The sequence below is a fragment of the uncultured Thermomonas sp. genome (assembly GCF_937872235.1).
Lineage (GTDB): Bacteria > Pseudomonadota > Gammaproteobacteria > Xanthomonadales > Xanthomonadaceae > Thermomonas > Thermomonas beijingensis.
Genome location: NZ_CALMPC010000108.1, coordinates 31,188 through 48,792, shown reverse-complemented (window position 1 = coordinate 48,792; position 17,605 = coordinate 31,188). Strand labels below are relative to the sequence as shown.

Annotated in this window: 17 protein-coding genes and 1 pseudogene; 8 read left to right on the top strand and 10 right to left on the bottom strand. The window is 62.3% G+C overall.

Going from position 1 to position 17,605, the window contains the following annotated elements; genetic code table 11:
• Window positions 1-50 precede the first annotated feature (50 nt).
• Together QWB57_RS09835 and QWB57_RS09830 are read right to left on the bottom strand one after the other, a co-directional pair.
• Window positions 51-1,052, bottom strand: a complete 1,002-nt coding sequence (locus tag QWB57_RS09835) for an N-acetylornithine carbamoyltransferase (RefSeq protein ID WP_223628200.1) — start codon at window positions 1,050-1,052, stop codon at window positions 51-53.
• Window positions 1,053-1,303: 251 nt separating this feature from the next.
• A complete protein-coding gene (locus QWB57_RS09830) occupies window positions 1,304-1,765 on the bottom strand; it encodes a hypothetical protein (protein ID WP_223628199.1) in 462 nt (153 codons plus the stop codon).
• 113 nt (window positions 1,766-1,878) lie between these two features.
• On the opposite strand from QWB57_RS09830, the gene cysS reads away from it, so the two are divergent.
• From cysS to QWB57_RS09815, 3 genes are read left to right on the top strand one after another with little or no spacing between them, the layout of a single operon-like run.
• Window positions 1,879-3,255: a cysteine--tRNA ligase gene (gene cysS, locus QWB57_RS09825; RefSeq protein ID WP_288969347.1), complete on the top strand. Its 1,377-nt coding sequence runs from the start codon at window positions 1,879-1,881 to the stop codon at window positions 3,253-3,255.
• A complete protein-coding gene (locus QWB57_RS09820) occupies window positions 3,252-3,698 on the top strand; it encodes a SufE family protein (protein ID WP_223628194.1) in 447 nt (148 codons plus the stop codon). The genes cysS and QWB57_RS09820 overlap by 4 nt, the downstream gene beginning before the upstream one ends.
• The gene (locus QWB57_RS09815; protein WP_223628192.1) at window positions 3,695-4,927 is read left to right on the top strand and encodes an MFS transporter; all 1,233 of its coding nucleotides are present in this window, start codon (window positions 3,695-3,697) and stop codon (window positions 4,925-4,927) included. The genes QWB57_RS09820 and QWB57_RS09815 overlap by 4 nt, the downstream gene beginning before the upstream one ends.
• A 52-nt stretch (window positions 4,928-4,979) precedes the next feature.
• Here QWB57_RS09815 and dksA read toward each other — a convergent pair whose 3' ends face one another.
• Window positions 4,980-6,161, bottom strand: coding sequence for an RNA polymerase-binding protein DksA (gene dksA, locus QWB57_RS09810; RefSeq protein WP_288969346.1), 1,182 nt, complete (start codon window positions 6,159-6,161; stop codon window positions 4,980-4,982).
• Between the two features lie 111 nt (window positions 6,162-6,272).
• Between dksA and yidD the strand changes: the two genes are divergently transcribed.
• Complete coding sequence (gene yidD, locus QWB57_RS09805) at window positions 6,273-6,491, top strand: membrane protein insertion efficiency factor YidD (protein WP_223628187.1); 219 nt, start codon at window positions 6,273-6,275, stop codon at window positions 6,489-6,491.
• Window positions 6,492-6,652: 161 nt separating this feature from the next.
• Window positions 6,653-7,399 (top strand): annotated as a pseudogene (locus QWB57_RS09800) (M23 family metallopeptidase); the annotation flags it as partial.
• A 47-nt stretch (window positions 7,400-7,446) separates the two neighbouring features.
• Here QWB57_RS09800 and folE2 read toward each other — a convergent pair.
• From folE2 to efp, 6 genes are all read right to left on the bottom strand, one after another.
• Window positions 7,447-8,370 (bottom strand): GTP cyclohydrolase FolE2, encoded by a 924-nt coding sequence (gene folE2 / locus QWB57_RS09795; protein ID WP_223628184.1) that lies wholly within the window; start codon window positions 8,368-8,370, stop codon window positions 7,447-7,449.
• Between the two features lie 76 nt (window positions 8,371-8,446).
• Window positions 8,447-9,115: a phytoene/squalene synthase family protein gene (locus tag QWB57_RS09790; RefSeq protein ID WP_288969344.1), complete on the bottom strand. Its 669-nt coding sequence runs from the start codon at window positions 9,113-9,115 to the stop codon at window positions 8,447-8,449.
• A complete protein-coding gene (gph, locus tag QWB57_RS09785) occupies window positions 9,112-9,789 on the bottom strand; it encodes a phosphoglycolate phosphatase (RefSeq protein ID WP_288969342.1) in 678 nt (225 codons plus the stop codon). Before gph ends, QWB57_RS09790 begins: the two co-directional genes overlap by 4 nt.
• The gene (ubiG, locus tag QWB57_RS09780; protein WP_288969340.1) at window positions 9,786-10,496 is read right to left on the bottom strand and encodes a bifunctional 2-polyprenyl-6-hydroxyphenol methylase/3-demethylubiquinol 3-O-methyltransferase UbiG; all 711 of its coding nucleotides are present in this window, start codon (window positions 10,494-10,496) and stop codon (window positions 9,786-9,788) included. The genes gph and ubiG overlap by 4 nt, the downstream gene beginning before the upstream one ends.
• On the bottom strand, window positions 10,493-11,830 hold the full coding sequence (locus QWB57_RS09775; protein ID WP_288969339.1) for a TRZ/ATZ family hydrolase: 1,338 nt from the start codon (window positions 11,828-11,830) through the stop codon (window positions 10,493-10,495). The genes ubiG and QWB57_RS09775 overlap by 4 nt, the downstream gene beginning before the upstream one ends.
• A gap of 3 nt (window positions 11,831-11,833) precedes the next feature.
• Window positions 11,834-12,400: an elongation factor P gene (efp, locus tag QWB57_RS09770; RefSeq protein ID WP_223628173.1), complete on the bottom strand. Its 567-nt coding sequence runs from the start codon at window positions 12,398-12,400 to the stop codon at window positions 11,834-11,836.
• 91 nt (window positions 12,401-12,491) lie between these two features.
• Here efp and epmB point away from each other — a divergent pair, with 91 nt between their 5' ends.
• A complete protein-coding gene (gene epmB / locus QWB57_RS09765) occupies window positions 12,492-13,538 on the top strand; it encodes an EF-P beta-lysylation protein EpmB (protein WP_223628765.1) in 1,047 nt (348 codons plus the stop codon).
• 40 nt (window positions 13,539-13,578) lie between these two features.
• Window positions 13,579-15,675, top strand: coding sequence for an EAL domain-containing protein (locus QWB57_RS09760; protein WP_223628171.1), 2,097 nt, complete (start codon window positions 13,579-13,581; stop codon window positions 15,673-15,675).
• 60 nt (window positions 15,676-15,735) lie between these two features.
• Here the strand turns inward: QWB57_RS09760 and htpX are convergent, their stop codons facing one another.
• Window positions 15,736-16,593, bottom strand: a complete 858-nt coding sequence (gene htpX / locus QWB57_RS09755; RefSeq protein ID WP_223628169.1) for a protease HtpX — start codon at window positions 16,591-16,593, stop codon at window positions 15,736-15,738.
• A gap of 90 nt (window positions 16,594-16,683) precedes the next feature.
• Here htpX and gluQRS point away from each other — a divergent pair, with 90 nt between their 5' ends.
• Window positions 16,684-17,592, top strand: coding sequence for a tRNA glutamyl-Q(34) synthetase GluQRS (gluQRS, locus tag QWB57_RS09750; protein ID WP_288969338.1), 909 nt, complete (start codon window positions 16,684-16,686; stop codon window positions 17,590-17,592).
• The last annotated feature ends 13 nt before the right edge of the window (window positions 17,593-17,605 follow it).

The window sequence follows — 17,605 nt, the reverse complement described above, 5'->3', positions numbered from 1 at the left end:
ATCCCCCCTGTTTGCAGGGGAGGGTTGGGGGGGGCTTGATCTTGGGAAATTCAGCGCAGCAGCGCCGCCATGATGGCTTTCTGCACATGCAGGCGATTTTCGGCTTCGTTGATGGCGATACAGCGCGGCGAATCCATCACCGCATCGGTGGCTTTGACATTGCGACGCAGCGGCAAGCAGTGACTGAACACACCGTCATTGGTCAGTGCCATCTTGGCTTCGTCCACGATGAAGTGCCGGTATTGGTCGCGGATCGGTTTTTCCGGTGCCCAGTTGCCGAAGTACGGCAGCGCGCCCCAGCTCTTGGCATACACCACATCCGCGCCGGCATACGCGCTTGCGATGTCGTGACTCACGGTCAGCGAGCCGCCGCTTTCCGCAACGTTGTCGCGTGCCCAGCCCATGTAGCGCTCATCCAATACATACTGTTCGGTGGGGCATAGCAACGTCACGTCCATTCCCATGCGCGTGGCAATGGTCAGCGCCGAATTGGCCACGGCGGTATTCAGCGGCTTGGGGTGGTAGGTCCAGGTCAGCACGTATTTCTTGCCGCGCAAATCACTGCTGCCAAAGTGCTCTTGCAGGGCCAGTGCGTGCGCCAATTCCTGGCAGGGGTGGGTGATGGTTTCCATATTGATCACCGGCACCGTGGCGTATTTGGCGAAACTCCTGAGTACGATGTCCTGGCGGTCGTACTGCCAATCCACAAACTTCGGAAACGCGCGCACGCCGATCAAATCCACATAGCGCGCCAATACCCGCGCCACTTCGGCGATGTGTTCCTCGGTGTCGCCGTCCATCACCGTGCCCAAATCGAATTCGATCGGCCACGCATCCTTGCCCGGCTGCAGCACGATGGCATGGCCACCCAGCTGGAATGCGCCCAACTCGAAACTGGTGCGGGTGCGCATTGACGGGTTGAAAAACACCAGCGCGATGGACTTGCCCTTCAGCGCATCCCCCAACTTGTTGCGCTTGAACTCGGCGGCCTGCATCAACAACGCGTTGAGGTCGGCGCGGCTCCAGTCTTGGGTATTGAGAAAGTGCTTCATGGGTTGGTTTTCGATATGGGCAGAAGGAAAGTGGAGGGCTGAAACGCAAAAACCCAGCCGCCAGGCTGGGTTTTCGGAAAAGTGACGCATGAACGCGATCCGGATTACCCAGCTGGAAATGGCGTTTCCGGTCGGCGCGCACGCGACGTCATGCCGGAGGCCATCCGGGCGGTGTCAGCGTAGCGCGTGGAAAGGTGGGCGTTCATTGCAGCGGGAATGGTCGCATGCCGCGTCTGATAGCACAAGCGCAATCAATCGAAAGGATGTGGTGTGATCGAAATGCGGATGCGCAAGCGATTACCGGGATCGCGGTCCATACGGGTGCGGAACTTGCTGCCGCGGTACATGTAATCCACGTCATAGGCAAGCGTGCGGCGAAATTCCTTTTCCACTGGCTCGACTCTGCAATTTTGCAAGCCAGCCGCCCGCTCTTCGGCATTGGTACCGGTACTGGAGAGGCGATCTTTGACTGAATTGACGATGCGCGCCAAGGTGGTGCCTTTGTCGGCATCCCTCACATCACAGACCCGTTCCATACTGGTGGTACGCAGCACCTGATACACCGGCCGCACCGACAAGACTTGCGCATAGTCGTAACGCACGTTTTCAAACGGCAATGTCACTTCACGCGGAGCGTCTTGCGCGCACACCGCACCGCCAACGAGCAACCCCGCAGACAGGCACAACACTGACATCCCATGGCGCAAGCTCATGACCCAAGTTTATCGGGCTGTCAGGGCAATCGAATGAATCGCCGCTGTCGCAGCGGCACGGCGGCGTTCGCCCAAGGCACCGTTACAATGGTGCATCCCACGCGCCTACTGCCATGAGCCTCTTTCTTTACAACACTCTGAGCCGCCGCCCCGAACTTTTCGTCCCGCTGGCTGCCAACTGCCCCACGATGTACGTCTGCGGCCCCACTGTTTACAACTACGTGCATATCGGCAATGCACGCGGACCGGTGGTGTTTGGCGTGCTGGCGGCGCTGCTGCGGCGGCGCTTCGGTGGCCTGCGCTATGCCCGCAACATCACCGACGTGGACGACAAGATCAACGCGGCGGCAAAAGCACTGGGCACGCCAATCAGCACGATCACCGACAAATACAGTGCGGCCTATCGTGACGACATGGCCGCGCTGGGCGTGAGCGGCGAATTTGCCCCCGATATCGAGCCGGAAGCCACAAGGCATATCGACCAGATCATTGCGATGATCGAACGCCTGATTGCCGATGGCCACGCCTACGCCGCCGAACATCACGTGTTGTTTGCAGTGGGTAGTTTCGCTGGCTACGGCAAGCTCTCGCGCCGCGATACCGACGACATGCTGGCCGGCGCTCGCATCGACGTGGCTCCCTACAAACACGACCCCGGTGATTTCGTGCTGTGGAAACCCTCCAGCGACGATCTGCCCGGCTGGGACTCTCCGTGGGGCCGTGGCCGCCCGGGTTGGCATATCGAATGCTCGGCGATGGCGGCGGCGCATCTGGGGCCTACCATCGACATCCATGCCGGTGGCATCGACTTGCAGTTCCCGCATCACGAAAACGAAGTGGCGCAAAGCGAGTGCGCGCACGGCGGCGCACCGTTCGCACGCTGGTGGCTGCACAACGGCATGCTCAATTTCGGCGGCGCCAAGATGGCCAAGTCGGTGGGCAATATCCAGCGTGTGCATGATCTGGTGCGGCAGCACCCGCCGGAAGCACTGCGCTATGCGCTGCTGTCGGCGCACTACCGGCAGCCGCTGGAGTGGTCGGATACGCTGATCGAACAATGCGTGCGCACACTGGACCGCCTGTACGGGACACTGCGGGACTTGGCCGATGTGCAGGCCACTGCCGTGATCCCCGCCAGCATTGACGCGGCGCTGGACGACGACCTCAACACCCCGGCGGCGCTGGCGGAAATCGCGCGGCTTGCCGGTGAGGCACGCAAGGCCACCTCGCGTGAGGATCGGACCACGCTGAAAGCGCAATTGCTGGGCGCAGGCAAGGTGCTGGGCTTGTTGCAGCAAGCACCTGCCGAATGGTTCGCGCGCGGCGTGTCGGGGGATGACGATGCGCGTATCCAAGCATTGGTGGACGAACGCGCCGCTGCCAAGCAAGCCCGCGATTTCGCCCGTGCCGATGCGCTCCGCGGCCAGCTCGCCGCCGAAGGTATTCTGCTGGAGGACACGCCGCAAGGTGTGCGCTGGAAGCGAGCATGAACACTTCCCCCTTCCCTCTCGAACCCACTGCTGCCGACGCCCAAGCCGCAATTGCAGATGAATTCGGCTTCTTCGGTGATTGGTCGGAACGCTACCAGTACCTGATCGACTTGGGTCACAAGCTGCCGGAGTTTCCGGAAGACTGGAAAACCGACGCGCACCGTCTGCACGGCTGCACCTCGCTGGTGTGGATCGTTGGCGAAGGCGATGCCGACAAACTGACCTTCCATTCGATCAGCGACTCGGTGATCGTCTCCGGCCTGATTTATCTGGCACTGCGCGTGTATTCCGGCCGCAGTGCACAGGAGATTCTGGCCACCACGCCGGACTACATCACACACATTGGCCTTGCCAAGCACCTGTCCCCTACCCGCAGCAATGGCCTGGCCGCACTGCTGGCTTTTATCCGCAATCGTGCAGAGCTTGCCCTGGGCGGCGGATGAACCCATCACTGCCATCGCCGCTGCGCAGCGTCGGGTTCCGCTGGCTGTTGCTGTATCGCATATGCACCTTGTTGTCGTACCAGATCGTGGCGGTGACGGTGGGCTGGCATATCTACGAGGTGACCCACAACACCTTGTCGCTGGGCTTGGTGGGCTTGGCCGAAGTCATCCCGTATTTTTGCGTGGCCCCGTTCGCCGGGCATCTGGTAGATCACTTGCCGCGCCGCAAGATGGGCGCCGCCGCCTGCACCTTGCTGGCCATCAATGCCGGCGTATTGGCCTTGGTGGCCGGCAACATTGCCTTGCACACCCAGGGCACTTGGCCCATCTATCTGGCGGTGGCCGTGGGCGGTATCGGCCGTTCGGTGCTCGGCCCTGTCTATAACGCTCTGTTCGCGCGCGTCCTGCAACGCGACCAATTTGCCACTGGCGCCAGTCTGGGCAGCGTGGTCTTTCAGGCGGGACTGGTATTGGGGCCAGCCTTGGGTGGCGTGCTGGTGGGCCTCTTTGGAAAATCCATGTCGTATGCAGTGGGGACAGGTTTTGCACTGATGGCAGCCGCCACCTTGCTGGCGATGCCGGTCACCGAGCCGGCCAAACTGCAGCAACCCGGCCCCATTTTTGCCAGCATTGCCGAGGGGGCACGCTTCGTGGCCGGCAACCAGATCATGCTGGGCGCGATGGCCTTGGACATGTTTTCGGTGTTGCTGGGTGGTGCTGTCTCCATGCTGCCGGCGTTCATCAAGGACATCCTGCTCGCCGGCCCGGAGGCGTTGGGCCTGCTGCGCGCAGCCCCCGCGATCGGCTCGATTGCGGTAGCGCTGTGGCTCACCCGGCATCCCCTGCAACGCCATGCCGGGCGCATTTTGCTGCTGGCGGTGGCGGCGTTCGGAATCAGTACGATCGCCTTTGCACTCTCGCGCAACCTGTGGTTATCCGCCGTGATTCTGGTGTTGTATGGGGCCTGCGATGGGGTGTCGGTGGTGCTGCGCTCCACCATCATGCAATTGGTGACACCCGACGAAATGCGCGGGCGGGTGTCATCGATCAACGGCATCTTCGTCAGCTCATCCAACGAACTGGGCGCGTTTTACGATGGCGTGATGGCACGGCTGTTGGGACTCGTGCCGGCGATTATCATGGGCGGCTGTGTGACCTTGGGCGTGGTGGCTATTACCGCCAAACGCGCCCCACGCCTGCGCACACTGGACATTCGCCAACTCCACTAAGCCAAAACCCCGCCGTGGCGGGGTTTTGTGGCAGCACGCTCAACCGCAGGGGTCAATCGCCCATCAATTTCTGCGAATGCTCCCAGCGCTCTTGGGCGTCGATGGTGCGCTCGGCCTGTGGGCGTGCAATCAATCGATCTAGGCCAATCTCTTCACCAGTATCCACGCAATAGCCGTATTCACCACTGTCCACACGCTTGAGCGTGCTATCGATCTTGCCGATCAACTTGCGATAGCGGTCACGGGTGCGCAACTCCAGTGCATTTTCGGTCTCGCGGCTGGCGCGCTCGGCCTCATCGCCGACATCACGCACTTCATCCTTGAGATTTTCAATCGTCTGCTTGGATTCCTCAACTAATTCGGCGCGCCGGCTCAGTAACATCTGGCGGAAAAACTCAAGCTGCAGCGGGCTCATGTATTCCTCATCCGCCGACGGCCTATAGCCTGCCGGCAACAGAGGCCGCCCAGTCACTTCATCCATCTGGTAAGCCACTGCTTTTTTCTGGGTGCCCTTGGGCGCAACTTGCGCTTCGGGCGTCTTTTTCACCGCCACCATCACCTTCCCTTTCGATTTCTCTGTTTTGGGCGCCAGCGAAACCGGCGGCGCCACAACTTTTTTGGTGTCCTGCTTGGGTGCAGCAGGCGTTGCCTTGCTGGCTGATTGCGACGCCGGTTTGACCGGTGCAGCAGGCTTCGTCTCCTTCGCCTTGACAGCTCTGTCAGACGGCTTGGCAACCGGTACTCGTGCAGTCGGTTTGCTGGCCGCTGCGGAGGTCGGCTTGCTCACCACTTTTGCCGCAGCCTTGGTCGCCACCTTGGCTACGGGTTTGGCCACAGGCTTACTTACCGGCTTCGATACCGGCTTGGAGGCAGGCTTGGCAACCACCTTCGATACCGGCTTGGAGTGCGCCTTGGCAGCTGGCACGGGCTTCTTTGCCAATGCTTTCGCGGGCGTCGCCTTCGCCACTGCCGTTTTTTTCGCCGGGGCGGCCTTCTGTGCAGCCGCCTTTTGGGCCGGCACTGACTTTTTCAGCGCAACCGCCTTTTTAGCCACCGGTTTGGCAGGCGGCTTTTTTAGCGTCACTGGCTTCTTCGCAATAGCAGCCTTCTTCGCTGGTACCACTTTCTTGGCCAATGACTTGCTTGCAGCCTTCTTGGCAGGGGCCGGCTTTTTCGCCGGGGCGACTTTTTTGGCCGATTTGGCGGCCTGTTTTGCGGGTTTTTTCGCAGCCACGTCGTGGATTTCCTCAGTCTTCCCTTGAGAGGGGAAGGCGCGCTGTTATACCCTGCCCAGCGCAAGGCGGCAACCGCATCCATCTGACCGCCGTCGTTCGTACCGGCCAACGTGATCTCAAAACTCCTTATTTTCTTGCTGCGCGGCTACAAACGCTTCATCAGCCCCCTGCTCGGCCCACGCTGCCGCTTCGTGCCTACCTGCTCGGAATATGCGATGGAAGCGATTGGCCGGTTTGGCCCCATCAAAGGCAGCTGGTTGGCGGCGCGCCGCATCGCCCGCTGCCACCCGCTTCACCCCGGTGGGCACGACCCGGTGCCGCCCGCATGAGCAGCAGACTGGCCATCCACTTGGGCGGTATCCGCATCAATGCCACGGGCAAGCACCTGTGGATCGGCCTCGCCTGCCTGCTGCTGCCCCCCCTCAGCGTGGCAACACCGTGCGCGGGTGCAGCTTCGCCTCATATGCAAAGTGGCGCTGCCGGCCAAGTGGACAGTGTCTTTCCGCCCTCGGCATCGCAAGGTGCCATGGTCATCGGCAAGGTGCCGCCCGGCAGCCGCGTCACCTATGCCGGACGCACACTGCGGGCCACCGCCTACGGCAGCGTGGTGTTTGGTATTGGCCGCGATGAAGCCGGCCCGCTGCAACTTGACGTCCAGCCGCCAAACGCCGCAACCCGGCACATCACCCTCAACGTGACGCCGCGTGACTGGCCGATCGAGCACGTCAACGGCGCGCCGCCGGCCACCGTCAATCCACCGCCCGCCATTGCCGCACGCATCGAGCAAGAGCAGGCCCAGGTCACTGCCGTACGCACCCGCGACGGCGATGAACTCGGCTTTGCCCAACATTTCATCTGGCCAGTCCAAGGCCGCATCAGTGGCCGCTTCGGCAACCAGCGCGTGTACGACGGCACGCCCAAAGCGCCGCACTCCGGCATGGACATCGCTGCCGCAACCGGCACGCCGGTCAAAGCCCCTGCCGATGGAGTGGTGACCTTCGTCAATCCCGACCTCTATCTCACCGGCGGCACCGTAGTGCTGGACCACGGTCACGGCATCAGCAGCAATTTCCTGCACCTGTCGCGCATCGACGTGAAGGTGGGGGATGTGGTGAAACAGGGTGACAGCATCGCGACGGTCGGTGCCACCGGCCGTGCCACCGGCCCGCACCTGCACTGGGGCATGAATTGGTTCGATGTCCGGATCGATCCCCTGCTGGTGCTGGAGCGGAAATAATGCTGCGCCGCCTCTCGTTGCCAGAACACGTGAGCAACCCGGGCTGATTAACTATTGCGCCCGCTCACGCTGGCCACCGCATCGTGCGGGTGCAGGCTTTCGAAGTGAGCGACGCGGGCGCTCCATGCCACCACGCGAGGATTGGCCGCCAGCACCGCTGCCAGCCGGCGGGCGGCGTCTTCGCAGAACATCAGATTGGCGGCATTGGCCAGTGCAAAGGCTTGTTCGTCTTCGCGCTTGACTGCGGTTTGTACCGGCGTGCCTAACGCGGCCTCCAGTACGTCCACCAGCGCCACCAGTGGCAGCTCATCGAATGCGGGCTTCAGCTCTACCCGGATCTGTGCACGGCTGCGCTGGGCGTGCGGGGTGGCCGCCATGCCACGCGTGCTGTGCAGCCAGTCGCGCACGGCATCATTCGACAAGCTGCGCGCATCCGCAAAGTCTTCGGCAAACCGTTGCGCGTTGGCTTGCCGCGACAATGCGGCAGAGGCGGGGCAAGTGCTCGAGTATTCAATCGAAAAGGCCAGCGCAAGGCGCAGATGACCGTCGGCCAGCTCGGCTTCCACTTCGACGGGATAACGCTTCCAGCCCGCGTTATCACTCAATAACGCCTTGCGCAGCAGCAACTGATCGAAGCGCAGATGCAAGCGTGCGCGGGTGGCCACACCGTTTTGGCTGCCGATGCAGGCTTCCAGCAGACGCCGCAGCGACGGCGCGCCCAGGCTTTCGTTGGCCAAGCCTTGCTGCAGCTGCAAATACAAGCGCGACATATGGATGCCGCGTGCGTCGGGATCGTGCAGATTCACCGCCACATCCACCGTAGCCGGCACCAGCATGGGCTGGCCGGTCTCCGCGCCCAGGCGGATCGGCAACGCCATACCGTCCATCCCCACCCAGTCCAACGGACGTGCCAAGGCGACCGCGTCGAAGGCGACATCGGGCAAAGGCTGCGGTTGGGTGTTCTTGTGCATCGCGTCATTGTAGCGGCTACTGGGTGAGCGCCGCTGCAACGCTGCGATGCGCCAGCGTGCTTATAGCCGCGTGCGCCTAGCCGCGTGCAGCGCGCCAAGCAGCCAGCAGCGCGGCGATCCGTGACGATGCGCCGTCGCGTCCGCTGCGCCGCCGCTGCAGGCGGCGGCGCAGCAGTGCCGCGTGGATGCGCTCCACGCGGCTGCCGTCGGTAAACCGTGGCAAGGCCAACAACCCGGCAGCCCCCAGTGCCCCTTGCACGCCGCTGGGCGGCATCCGCAGGGCGCGCTCACCCAATAATGTGACGGCCACATCCTGTGCTTCGGCTGGCAGTGGTGCGGCAAACAGGCCCGCTGCGGTGGCCGCCAACGCCTGCGCCACCGGTTCCAACCCGCGCAATGCGTTGCCCAGATCGCCTTGTTGCACGCGGCTGGCAGCCAGTGCGGGTAACGCCTGCGCTAGCGTGGCCCAGTCCACCGGCTGCTTTTGCAGCACTTGCCCCAGCGGGTGACGGTAGGCATTGCGCGCCCAGCCCTGCAATTCTTCCTGCCACCATCCCAATTTGGCTGCGCCGGGGACAGGATCAACGCCTGCCCACGCGGCATCGGCCCATTCGCCACGCAAGGCCAACCACGCGCGCGCCTGCTCGCGCTGCGGTGCCGGCACAAACACTTCCGCCAGTACCCATTCCGGCCACTGCGTTTGCGCTTTGTCGAGGAAGGCCAGCAGCGCGTCGCGGTCACTCATCGCAGTGCATCCCACAACGCTGGCGTCAACAAGTCCGGGGCCGATGCCGCCAGCACACTCCCCCCCCAGGTTGCCGGATCATCGCCCTCGGGCCGATAGCCCCAGAGTGCGACCACACTGCGCATGCCGGCGGCGCGTGCGGCATCGATATCGCGCTGGTCATCGCCCACATAGACGCAATCACCTATCGCAACCCCCAACACCTGTGCGGCATGCAGCAGCGGCAGCGGGTGCGGCTTGCGCTGGGCCAGGGTATCGCCGCCAATCAAAATTGCACTGCGTGACGCCCAACCCAAGGCCGGCAGGATTTTCCTGGCCAGATACTCGGGCTTGTTGGTGACGATGCCCCAGCGACTGCCGACGGCTTCGATGGCATCCAGCAATTCCGCCACGCCTGCAAACAACTGCGCATGTTGGCCGAGTTCTTGCTCGTAGATATCCAGAAATTCGCGGATCATCTCGGCTGGCACGTCACCACCCAATCCCGGGAATGCCGCCGCACTCATCGCGCGTGAGCCTTTGGAGACCTGCGGGCGCAGCTCGGCCAGTGCCATCGGCCCCTGCCCGCGCGCCGTGCGCATGCGGTTGACAGTGGCCAGCATGTCCGGCGCGCTATCGAGCAAGGTGCCATCCAGATCGAACAGCACCAGCTTGGGAAACATCGGCATCGTCATTCCGGTTTGCGTGCACAGGCCAAATAATTGACCTCGGTGCGCTTGCTCAACCGTGCGCCGTTGCGCCACGGCTGGTACAGCAAACCACTGATATCTTCCAGTTCCAGCCCGGCATCGCGCAGCATCCGTGCCAGCTCGGCCGGTTTGATGAAATCGCGATACAGATGGGTGCCCTTGGGCAACAGGCGGGCCACGTATTCGGCCCCCACAATCGCCAGCGCGAACGCCGCCGGGGTGCGGTTCAAGGTGGACAGGAACAAACGCCCACCCGGTTTCAACAAGCGCGCACAGGCTTCGACAATCGCACCCGGATCGGGCACGTGTTCCAACATTTCCATGCAGGTGATGACATCGAAACCGGCTGGCAGCTCGTCAGCCAGGACGTCCACCGCCACTTGCCGATAGCCGACCTTGATGCCCGATTCCAAGCCATGCAGGCGCGCCACTTTCAGCAAATTCGGGGCCAAATCAATCGCAGTGACATTGGCACCTGCCTTGGCCAAAGCTTCGCTCAGCAAGCCACCACCACAGCCCACGTCCAGCGCCGCCACACCCATCAGCGGCACGCGCTGGGCCACATAGCCCAGCCGCACCGGGTTCAATGCGTGCAGGGCCTTTTGCGGGCCGTTGGCGTCCCACCAGCGCTGCGCCAGTTCGTCGAATTTATCAAGCTCTGCTTGCGAAAAATTATTGGCTGCTGCCGTCATGCCCGCACCTGTGCAATTTTCTGCCGCCACTGCCGCGCATTGGCGACGATGGCCGCGCTGTCCATGTCCACCAATTCGCGCTGCCGCAGTTTTTGCACACCGGCAATCCACACATCGCTGACCTGTTGACGGCTGGTTGCATAGATCAATTGTGACACCACGTGGTGCAGCGGTTGGGTTTCCAGCGCGGACAGATCCACGCACACCAAGTCCGCGTCCTTGCCCGCTTCAATCGAGCCGATCCTGTCTTCAAACCCCAATGCCTTGGCACCGCCCAACGTGGCTGCATGCAGCGCTTCGAATGCGTTGAAGCCGGCCGCATCGTTGGCCACGGCCTTGGCCAGCAGCGCGGCACTGCGGGTTTCGCCAAACATGTCCAGATCGTTGTTGCTGGCGCAGCCATCGGTGCCGATCGCCAGATTCACGCCGGCGCTCAGTAGCGCGCACGCCGGGCAAAAGCCCGAGGCCAGCTTGAGGTTGGATTCCGCGCAATGCACCACGCTGACGCCACGTTCGGCGCACAAGTGGATGTCTGCCTCGGTGAGTTGGGTCATATGCACCGCGATCAACCGATCATTCAGCAATCCCAGGCGGTCGATGCGCGCAATCGGGCGCTGGCCGTGCAACTTCAGTGACTCGCTGACCTCATGCGCGGTTTCGTGCAGGTGCAGATGCACCGGCAGATCCAGTTGATCGGCCAGCATGCGGATGCGTTCGAAATTGGCGTCATTGACCGTGTACGGCGCATGCGGCGCAAATGCGGTGCCAATCAGCGCATCACCACGCCAAGTATCGTGCAGCTGGCAGGCGCGGTCGAAATATTCGTCATCGCTGGCCGCCCACGCACTGGGGAAATCAATGATCACCGCCCCCACCCGTGCGCGGAAGCCGTACTTCTTGTACACCCCGGCTTGCACATCGGGGAAGAAATAATTTTCGTTGGCACAGGTGGTGCCGCCGCGCAGCATTTCCGCAATGGCAAGCGTAGTGCCGTCGGCCACGAAATCCGGGCCGATCACCGCTGCTTCCACCGGCCAGATGTGCTGCTGCAACCACGTCATCAACGGCAAGTCGTCGGCGATCCCGCGCAGCAGAGTCATCGGGTTGTGGGTATGCGCGTTGACCAAGCCGGGGAGCAGCACCGCTTCCGGGCGCGCCACCGTGTCCTTTGCGGCGTACTGCATGCGCGCCTGCGCAATCGGCAGGATAGCTTGGATGCGCCCGCCGGAGACAGCAACGGCGTGATCGGTCAAGACCACGCCGTGCGGCACCACAGGCACCACCCAGCCGGCTTCGATCAACAGATCGCAGGGCTGTGGGGTGAGGTTGGTCATTGCTTACTTCACTCGGCTGACGTATTCGCCGCTGCGGGTATCAACCTTGATCACTTCGTCCTGGCCCACGAACAGCGGCACGCGCACCACTGCGCCGGTTTCCAGCGTGGCTGGTTTGCCGCCGCCGCCGGAGGTATCCCCGCGCACGCCGGGGTCGGTTTCGATGATTTTCAATTCCACAAAATTCGGCGGGGTCACTTGGATTGGACTACCGTTGAACAAGGTGACCACACAATCCTCTTCACCCTTCAACCACTTGGCGGCATCGCCAACGCCGGCCTTGTCGGCCTGCACCTGCTCGAAAGACTCCTGGTTCATGAAATGCCAGTACTCGCCATCGGAATACAGATACTGCATGTCGGTATCCACCACGTCGGCGGCTTCCACCGAGTCGGTGGACTTCATGGTGATTTCCTGCACGCGGCCGGTGCGGATCTGGCGATAGCGCACGCGGGTGAACGCCTGACCTTTGCCCGGCTTCACGTAATCGGTTTCAAAAATGACCGAAGGTTCGTTGTTGACCAGGATTTTCTGGCCGGATTTGACGTCGTTCATGCCGAGGGTGGCCATGGGTGCTCCTTGGGGCCACCCGGCAGGGCGGCTAAACTGTGGGTTTGACGAGGATTCCGGCCGCGCCGGAATGATGTTTTTACAGCCCGACATGATACCCGCAGCCCCCACCCCATTGCAGCAACCCCTAGCCCACCGCTGGCAAACCCACTGGCGGCAGGCCGTACGCGACCCACGTGAGCTGTTGACACTGCTGGGGCTGGAAGCACAGGCGGCGCAGTTTTCCGACGCCGCCGCGCAGCAATTCCCGCTGCGGGTACCGCGCAGCTTTATCGCCCGCATGCGCCACGGCGACCCGGCGGATCCGTTGCTGCGACAGGTGCTGCCGGTGCTGAACGAGGAACGCATCGTGCCCGGCTTCGGGCTGGATGCGGTGGGCGATCACGCCGCCCGCAGCGGCCACGGCGTCATCCAGAAATACAACGGACGCGCCCTGCTGATTGCCACCGGCAGCTGCGCGGTGAACTGCCGCTACTGCTTCCGCCGCCACTACCCGTATGCCGATGACAGCGCCGCCAGCGGCGGCTGGCGCGACGCGGTGGGCGTGATCGCTGGCGATGCGTCGGTTCACGAGGTGATTCTGTCCGGCGGCGATCCGCTGGCGCTGGTCGACCACAAACTGGCCGAGCTGACCCACGCCCTGCGCGCCATTCCGCACATTCGCCGCCTGCGCATCCACACTCGCCTGCCCATCGTGCTGCCCGAGCGCGTGGACACCGGCCTGCTGGACTGGCTGCGCGGCCTGCCGTGGCCGGTGGCCATGGTGGTGCATGCCAACCATGCCAACGAGTTCGACCCCGCAGTCGATGCCGCGATGGCTCGCCTGCGTGGTATCGGCATCACCTTGCTGAATCAAGCAGTGCTGTTGCGCGGGGTCAATGATGCAGTCGATGCACTGGCCGGCCTGTGCGAGCGTGGCTATCGCGCCGGTGTGCTGCCGTATTACCTGCACCAACTCGACCGCGTGGCCGGCGCGGCCCATTTTGAAGTGGCCGATGACAAGGCACTGGCTCTGCACGCGGCACTGGCCGCGCGCCTGCCCGGCTATCTGGTGCCCAAACTGGTGCGCGAAATCGCGGGACAACCCGGCAAGACCCCGCTCACAAGCCCGCAGAGCGGCATTCTGACCGCTGGATGATGTAGCCTTGCAGTAACTTCCACCACGACCCCCGACGTGTATGGCTACTGGAAAGGACACCGCTCTGCGTTTGCTGCTCGTTGCCGATTTGGTCAACGAGGCCGAAGCCATGGTCAGTCGCTTGCGCAATGCCGGCACCGCAGTGCGCCCGCTGCGTGCGGAATCGCTGGACGAACTGGTATCGATACTGGCGCAGCAACCGGTGGATATGGTGTTGGCCGACTACACCGCCGTGGTCATTCCGTTTGATCACGTCGCCAAGGCCGTGATGGGCTGCGGCAAGGACGTGCCGTTGCTGGCCGTGCTGGACGGCATAACCGACGACATCCTGGAAAACGTGCAGGGCCTTGGCGCACAGGCAGTGGCCTTGCATAGCCGCAACCAGCAGTTCCTGAAGAACGTGCTGACCGAATGGAATGATCTGGAGGCGCGTCGCTCGCAGCGCCGGCTGGAAGCGCAAATGCGCGAAACCCAACGCCGCTGCGACATGCTGATCGACTCCTCGCGCGAGCCCATTGCCTATATCCACGAAGGCATGCACATCCGCGCCAATCAGGCTTATCTGGACATGTTTGGTTACGAGTCGTTTGACGATATCGAAGGCATGTCGCTGCTGGATCTGGTCGCCACTCCCGACGTGGAGGCGTTCAAGGCCTTGCTCAAGCGCTTGTCCAAGGGCGAAGACCCGCCACCGCGTTACGAGCTGACCGCACACGACAGCAATGGCGAAGAATTTCCGGCGGTCATGGAGTTTGTGGCCGCCGAATATCAAGGCGAGCATTGCCAGCAAATCATTTTCCGCCATCAGGCCACCGAATCCGACCCCGAGCTGGTGCAGGAGCTGGAAGAGCTGCGCAAACGCGACCAAACCACCGGCCTACTCAATCGCCCCACATTCCTGCGCAAGCTTGAAGATGCGGTGGTCGATGCCGGCCAGAATCAAGCCCAGTACGGTCTGTTGCTCCTCGAGCCGGACAACTACCAGCGCATCCTGCACGAGATCGGCCTGAGCGGTGCGGATGCGCTGCTGGTGGCGATTGCAAAATGCATGAATGATGCGTTGGCCGCAGAACTCGCCAACGGCGCACAAATTGCCCGCTTCAGCGAGAATAGTTTTGCTGTGCTGACCCGTGGTGACTACCAAATCACAACAGCATTGGCAGAACAGCTGCGTGCCGCGTTTGCCGCATATGTGTTCGAGGTCGATGGCAAGTCCGGCTCACTGACCGCCAGCATCGGCGGTGTACAGATTGGTGAAAAAATCGCCAGCGTGTCGCAAGTCCTGGCAAAAGCCAGCCACGGCATCCAGTCGTCCTCCAGCATGGGGGGCAATCGCGCCGAAATTTTTGACCCGGGTGCGGTAGATCGCGCCGAGGAAGAACGCATCCAGGCCTGGGTACTGCGGATCAAAGATGCGCTGCTCAACGATCATTTTGCTTTGATCTACCAACCCATCATTTCCCTGCTGGGCAGCCCCAGCCCGATGTACGAAACCTATCTGCGGCTGGAGGGCAACAGCGGGGAGTCGGTGGCACCCAAGCATTTCCTGCCGATCGCGGAAGAACATGGCTTGCTGGGGCAGATTGATCGCTGGGTCATCCTCAATGCGATCAAATCAATTGCTGCCCGTGCACGCGCCGGCAAACCGGTCACGCTATTAGTCAAAATTTCACAAGCCTCGCTGTTGGATGAGGCCATGCCGGTATTCATTGCCGAGCAGCTGGCCGAACACAACGCAAGTGGAGCTTCGCTGTTGTTGCAGGTGCCGGAATCCAAAGTCTTCATCAACCTGCGGGCAGCACAGGTGTTCGCAGCGGCGGTTGGCAAATTGGACTGCAAAATGGTGCTGGAACAATTTGGCGCCGGTCTGGACTCGTTCCAATTGCTGGCGCATTTCGTCCCTGGCTTCGTCAAGATCGACCGCAGCTTCATCGACGAGTTGCCAAAAAACAGCGCCAACCAACAGCGCGTGCGGGAGTTGGCACAAAAAGCACGCGAGCACCACATCCAGAGTATTGCGGAGTTCGTGCAAGACGCGGCCAGCATGAGCGTGCTGTTTTCGTGCGGGGTGGACTATGCCGAGGGTGACTTCCTGGCAATGGCCGGGCCGGACATGAACTACGACTTCGACAATTGACCCAGCACGGCGACCCAAAACAAAGCCCGCGCATTGCGCGGGCTTTGTTTTTACCTGTACTCAAGCTGCCTTTTGCAACGCGGCAATCCGCACCTCCAGCGGCGGGTGGCTCATCAACAGCCGCTGCACGCTGCCGCCATTGATGCCGAAGGCTGCCACCTGCTTGGGCAGGGTGCTTTCGCCGTGGGTCTGCGCCAGACGCTCCAGCGCCGCGATCATTTTCTGGCGGCCGGCCAACTGGGCGCCGCCGGCATCGGCGCGAAATTCACGATGGCGCGAGAACCACATCGCAATCATCGAAGCGAAGAAGCCAAACACCATCTCCAGCACAAACACGATGATGTAATAGCCAAAGCCCGGGCCACGGTCACGGTCGCCACTGATCGCGCCATCCACCACCCGGCCCACAATGCGCGCCAACACGATCACGAAGGTGTTCAACACGCCCTGCAGCAGCGCCATCGTCACCATGTCACCGTTGGCCACATGACTGACCTCATGGCCCAGCACCGCCTCGGCCTCGTCACGGCTCATTGCCCGCAGCAAGCCAGTGGACACCGCCACCAGTGCGTTGTTGCGGTTCGCGCCAGTGGCGAACGCATTGATTTCCGGCGCGTCGTAGATGGCCACTTCCGGCATCCCGATGCCCGCCGCCTGCGCCTGCCGCTGCACGGTGGCCACCAGCCAACGCTCGGCCTCGTTGCGCGGCTGCTCAATCACTTGTGCACCAGTGGCGCGCTTGGCCATCCATTTCGACAGCAGCAGCGAAATGATCGAGCCACCAAAACCGAACAATGCCGCCATGATCAGCAAGCCGCCAAACTGTTGCGAATTCACGCCCAACACGGACATGACGATGCTGACCAGTGCCAGCACGGCAAGATTGGTTGCCAGAAACAGGAAAATGCGGTTGAACATGGATAATTCGCCTCGTCTGCACCGGATGCACGGTTTGAACTTGAAAGTGTGGCCCACTCTCCCCCAATTCAATCTCGCATCCTGAACGCCATGTTTAACTCCACCCCCTGCGGCCGGTTTGCGCCCTCGCCCACTGGCCCCCTGCATGCCGGCTCGCTGCTGGCAGCCCTGGGCAGTTGGTTGCAGGCCCGCCAGCGTGGCGGGCAATGGCGGGTTCGGGTGGAAGATGTGGATCTGACCCGCGAAGTAGCCGGTGCTGCGCAAGACCAACTGCGCACGCTGGCAGCGTTTGGCTTGCAGCACGATGGCGAGATTGCCTACCAAAGCCGGCGCAGCGGGTTGTATCAGGCTGCGCTGGATCAGCTGCTGGGGCGCGGGCTGGCGTTCGAGTGCCATTGCAGCCGCAGTGAACTGGCGGCAGTGGGTGGCATCCATCGGCACTGCGTGGCGACCCAGCCGCGTCCAGATCCCGCCATGCGCCTGCGGGCGCCGGCCGATTGCGAAATTGCGTTCATCGATGGTGTGCACGGCGTAATTCACCAGCGCGTGGACTTGGAGGTGGGTGATTTTGTTTTGCGTCGCAGTGATGGCCTGTGGGCCTATCAACTGGCGGTGGTGGTGGACGATGCCGCACAAGGCATCACCGATGTCGTCCGCGGCTCGGATTTGCTGGAGTCCACCCCAAGGCAAATTCTGCTGCAACGCGCCCTGGGGCTACCCACGCCAAACTACGCGCATTTGCCATTACTGCTGGATACCGATGGCCATAAGTTGTCCAAATCCAGTGCCGCACTGCCTGTGGATACCCGCAACCCACTCGTCACACTGACCCGCTTGTGGGCCTGCCTGGGGCAGGTCGCGCTGCCACCATCGGCCACAACGTCCGTGGCCGAATTTTTGCACACGGCAACCGCGTGCTTCGATCTGAACGCCGTGCCCAGACAGTCGATCACGGTGTCCGCCGCAATGCACAACACAATTTCAACACCTTGTGCCTAGAATCAACATCGAC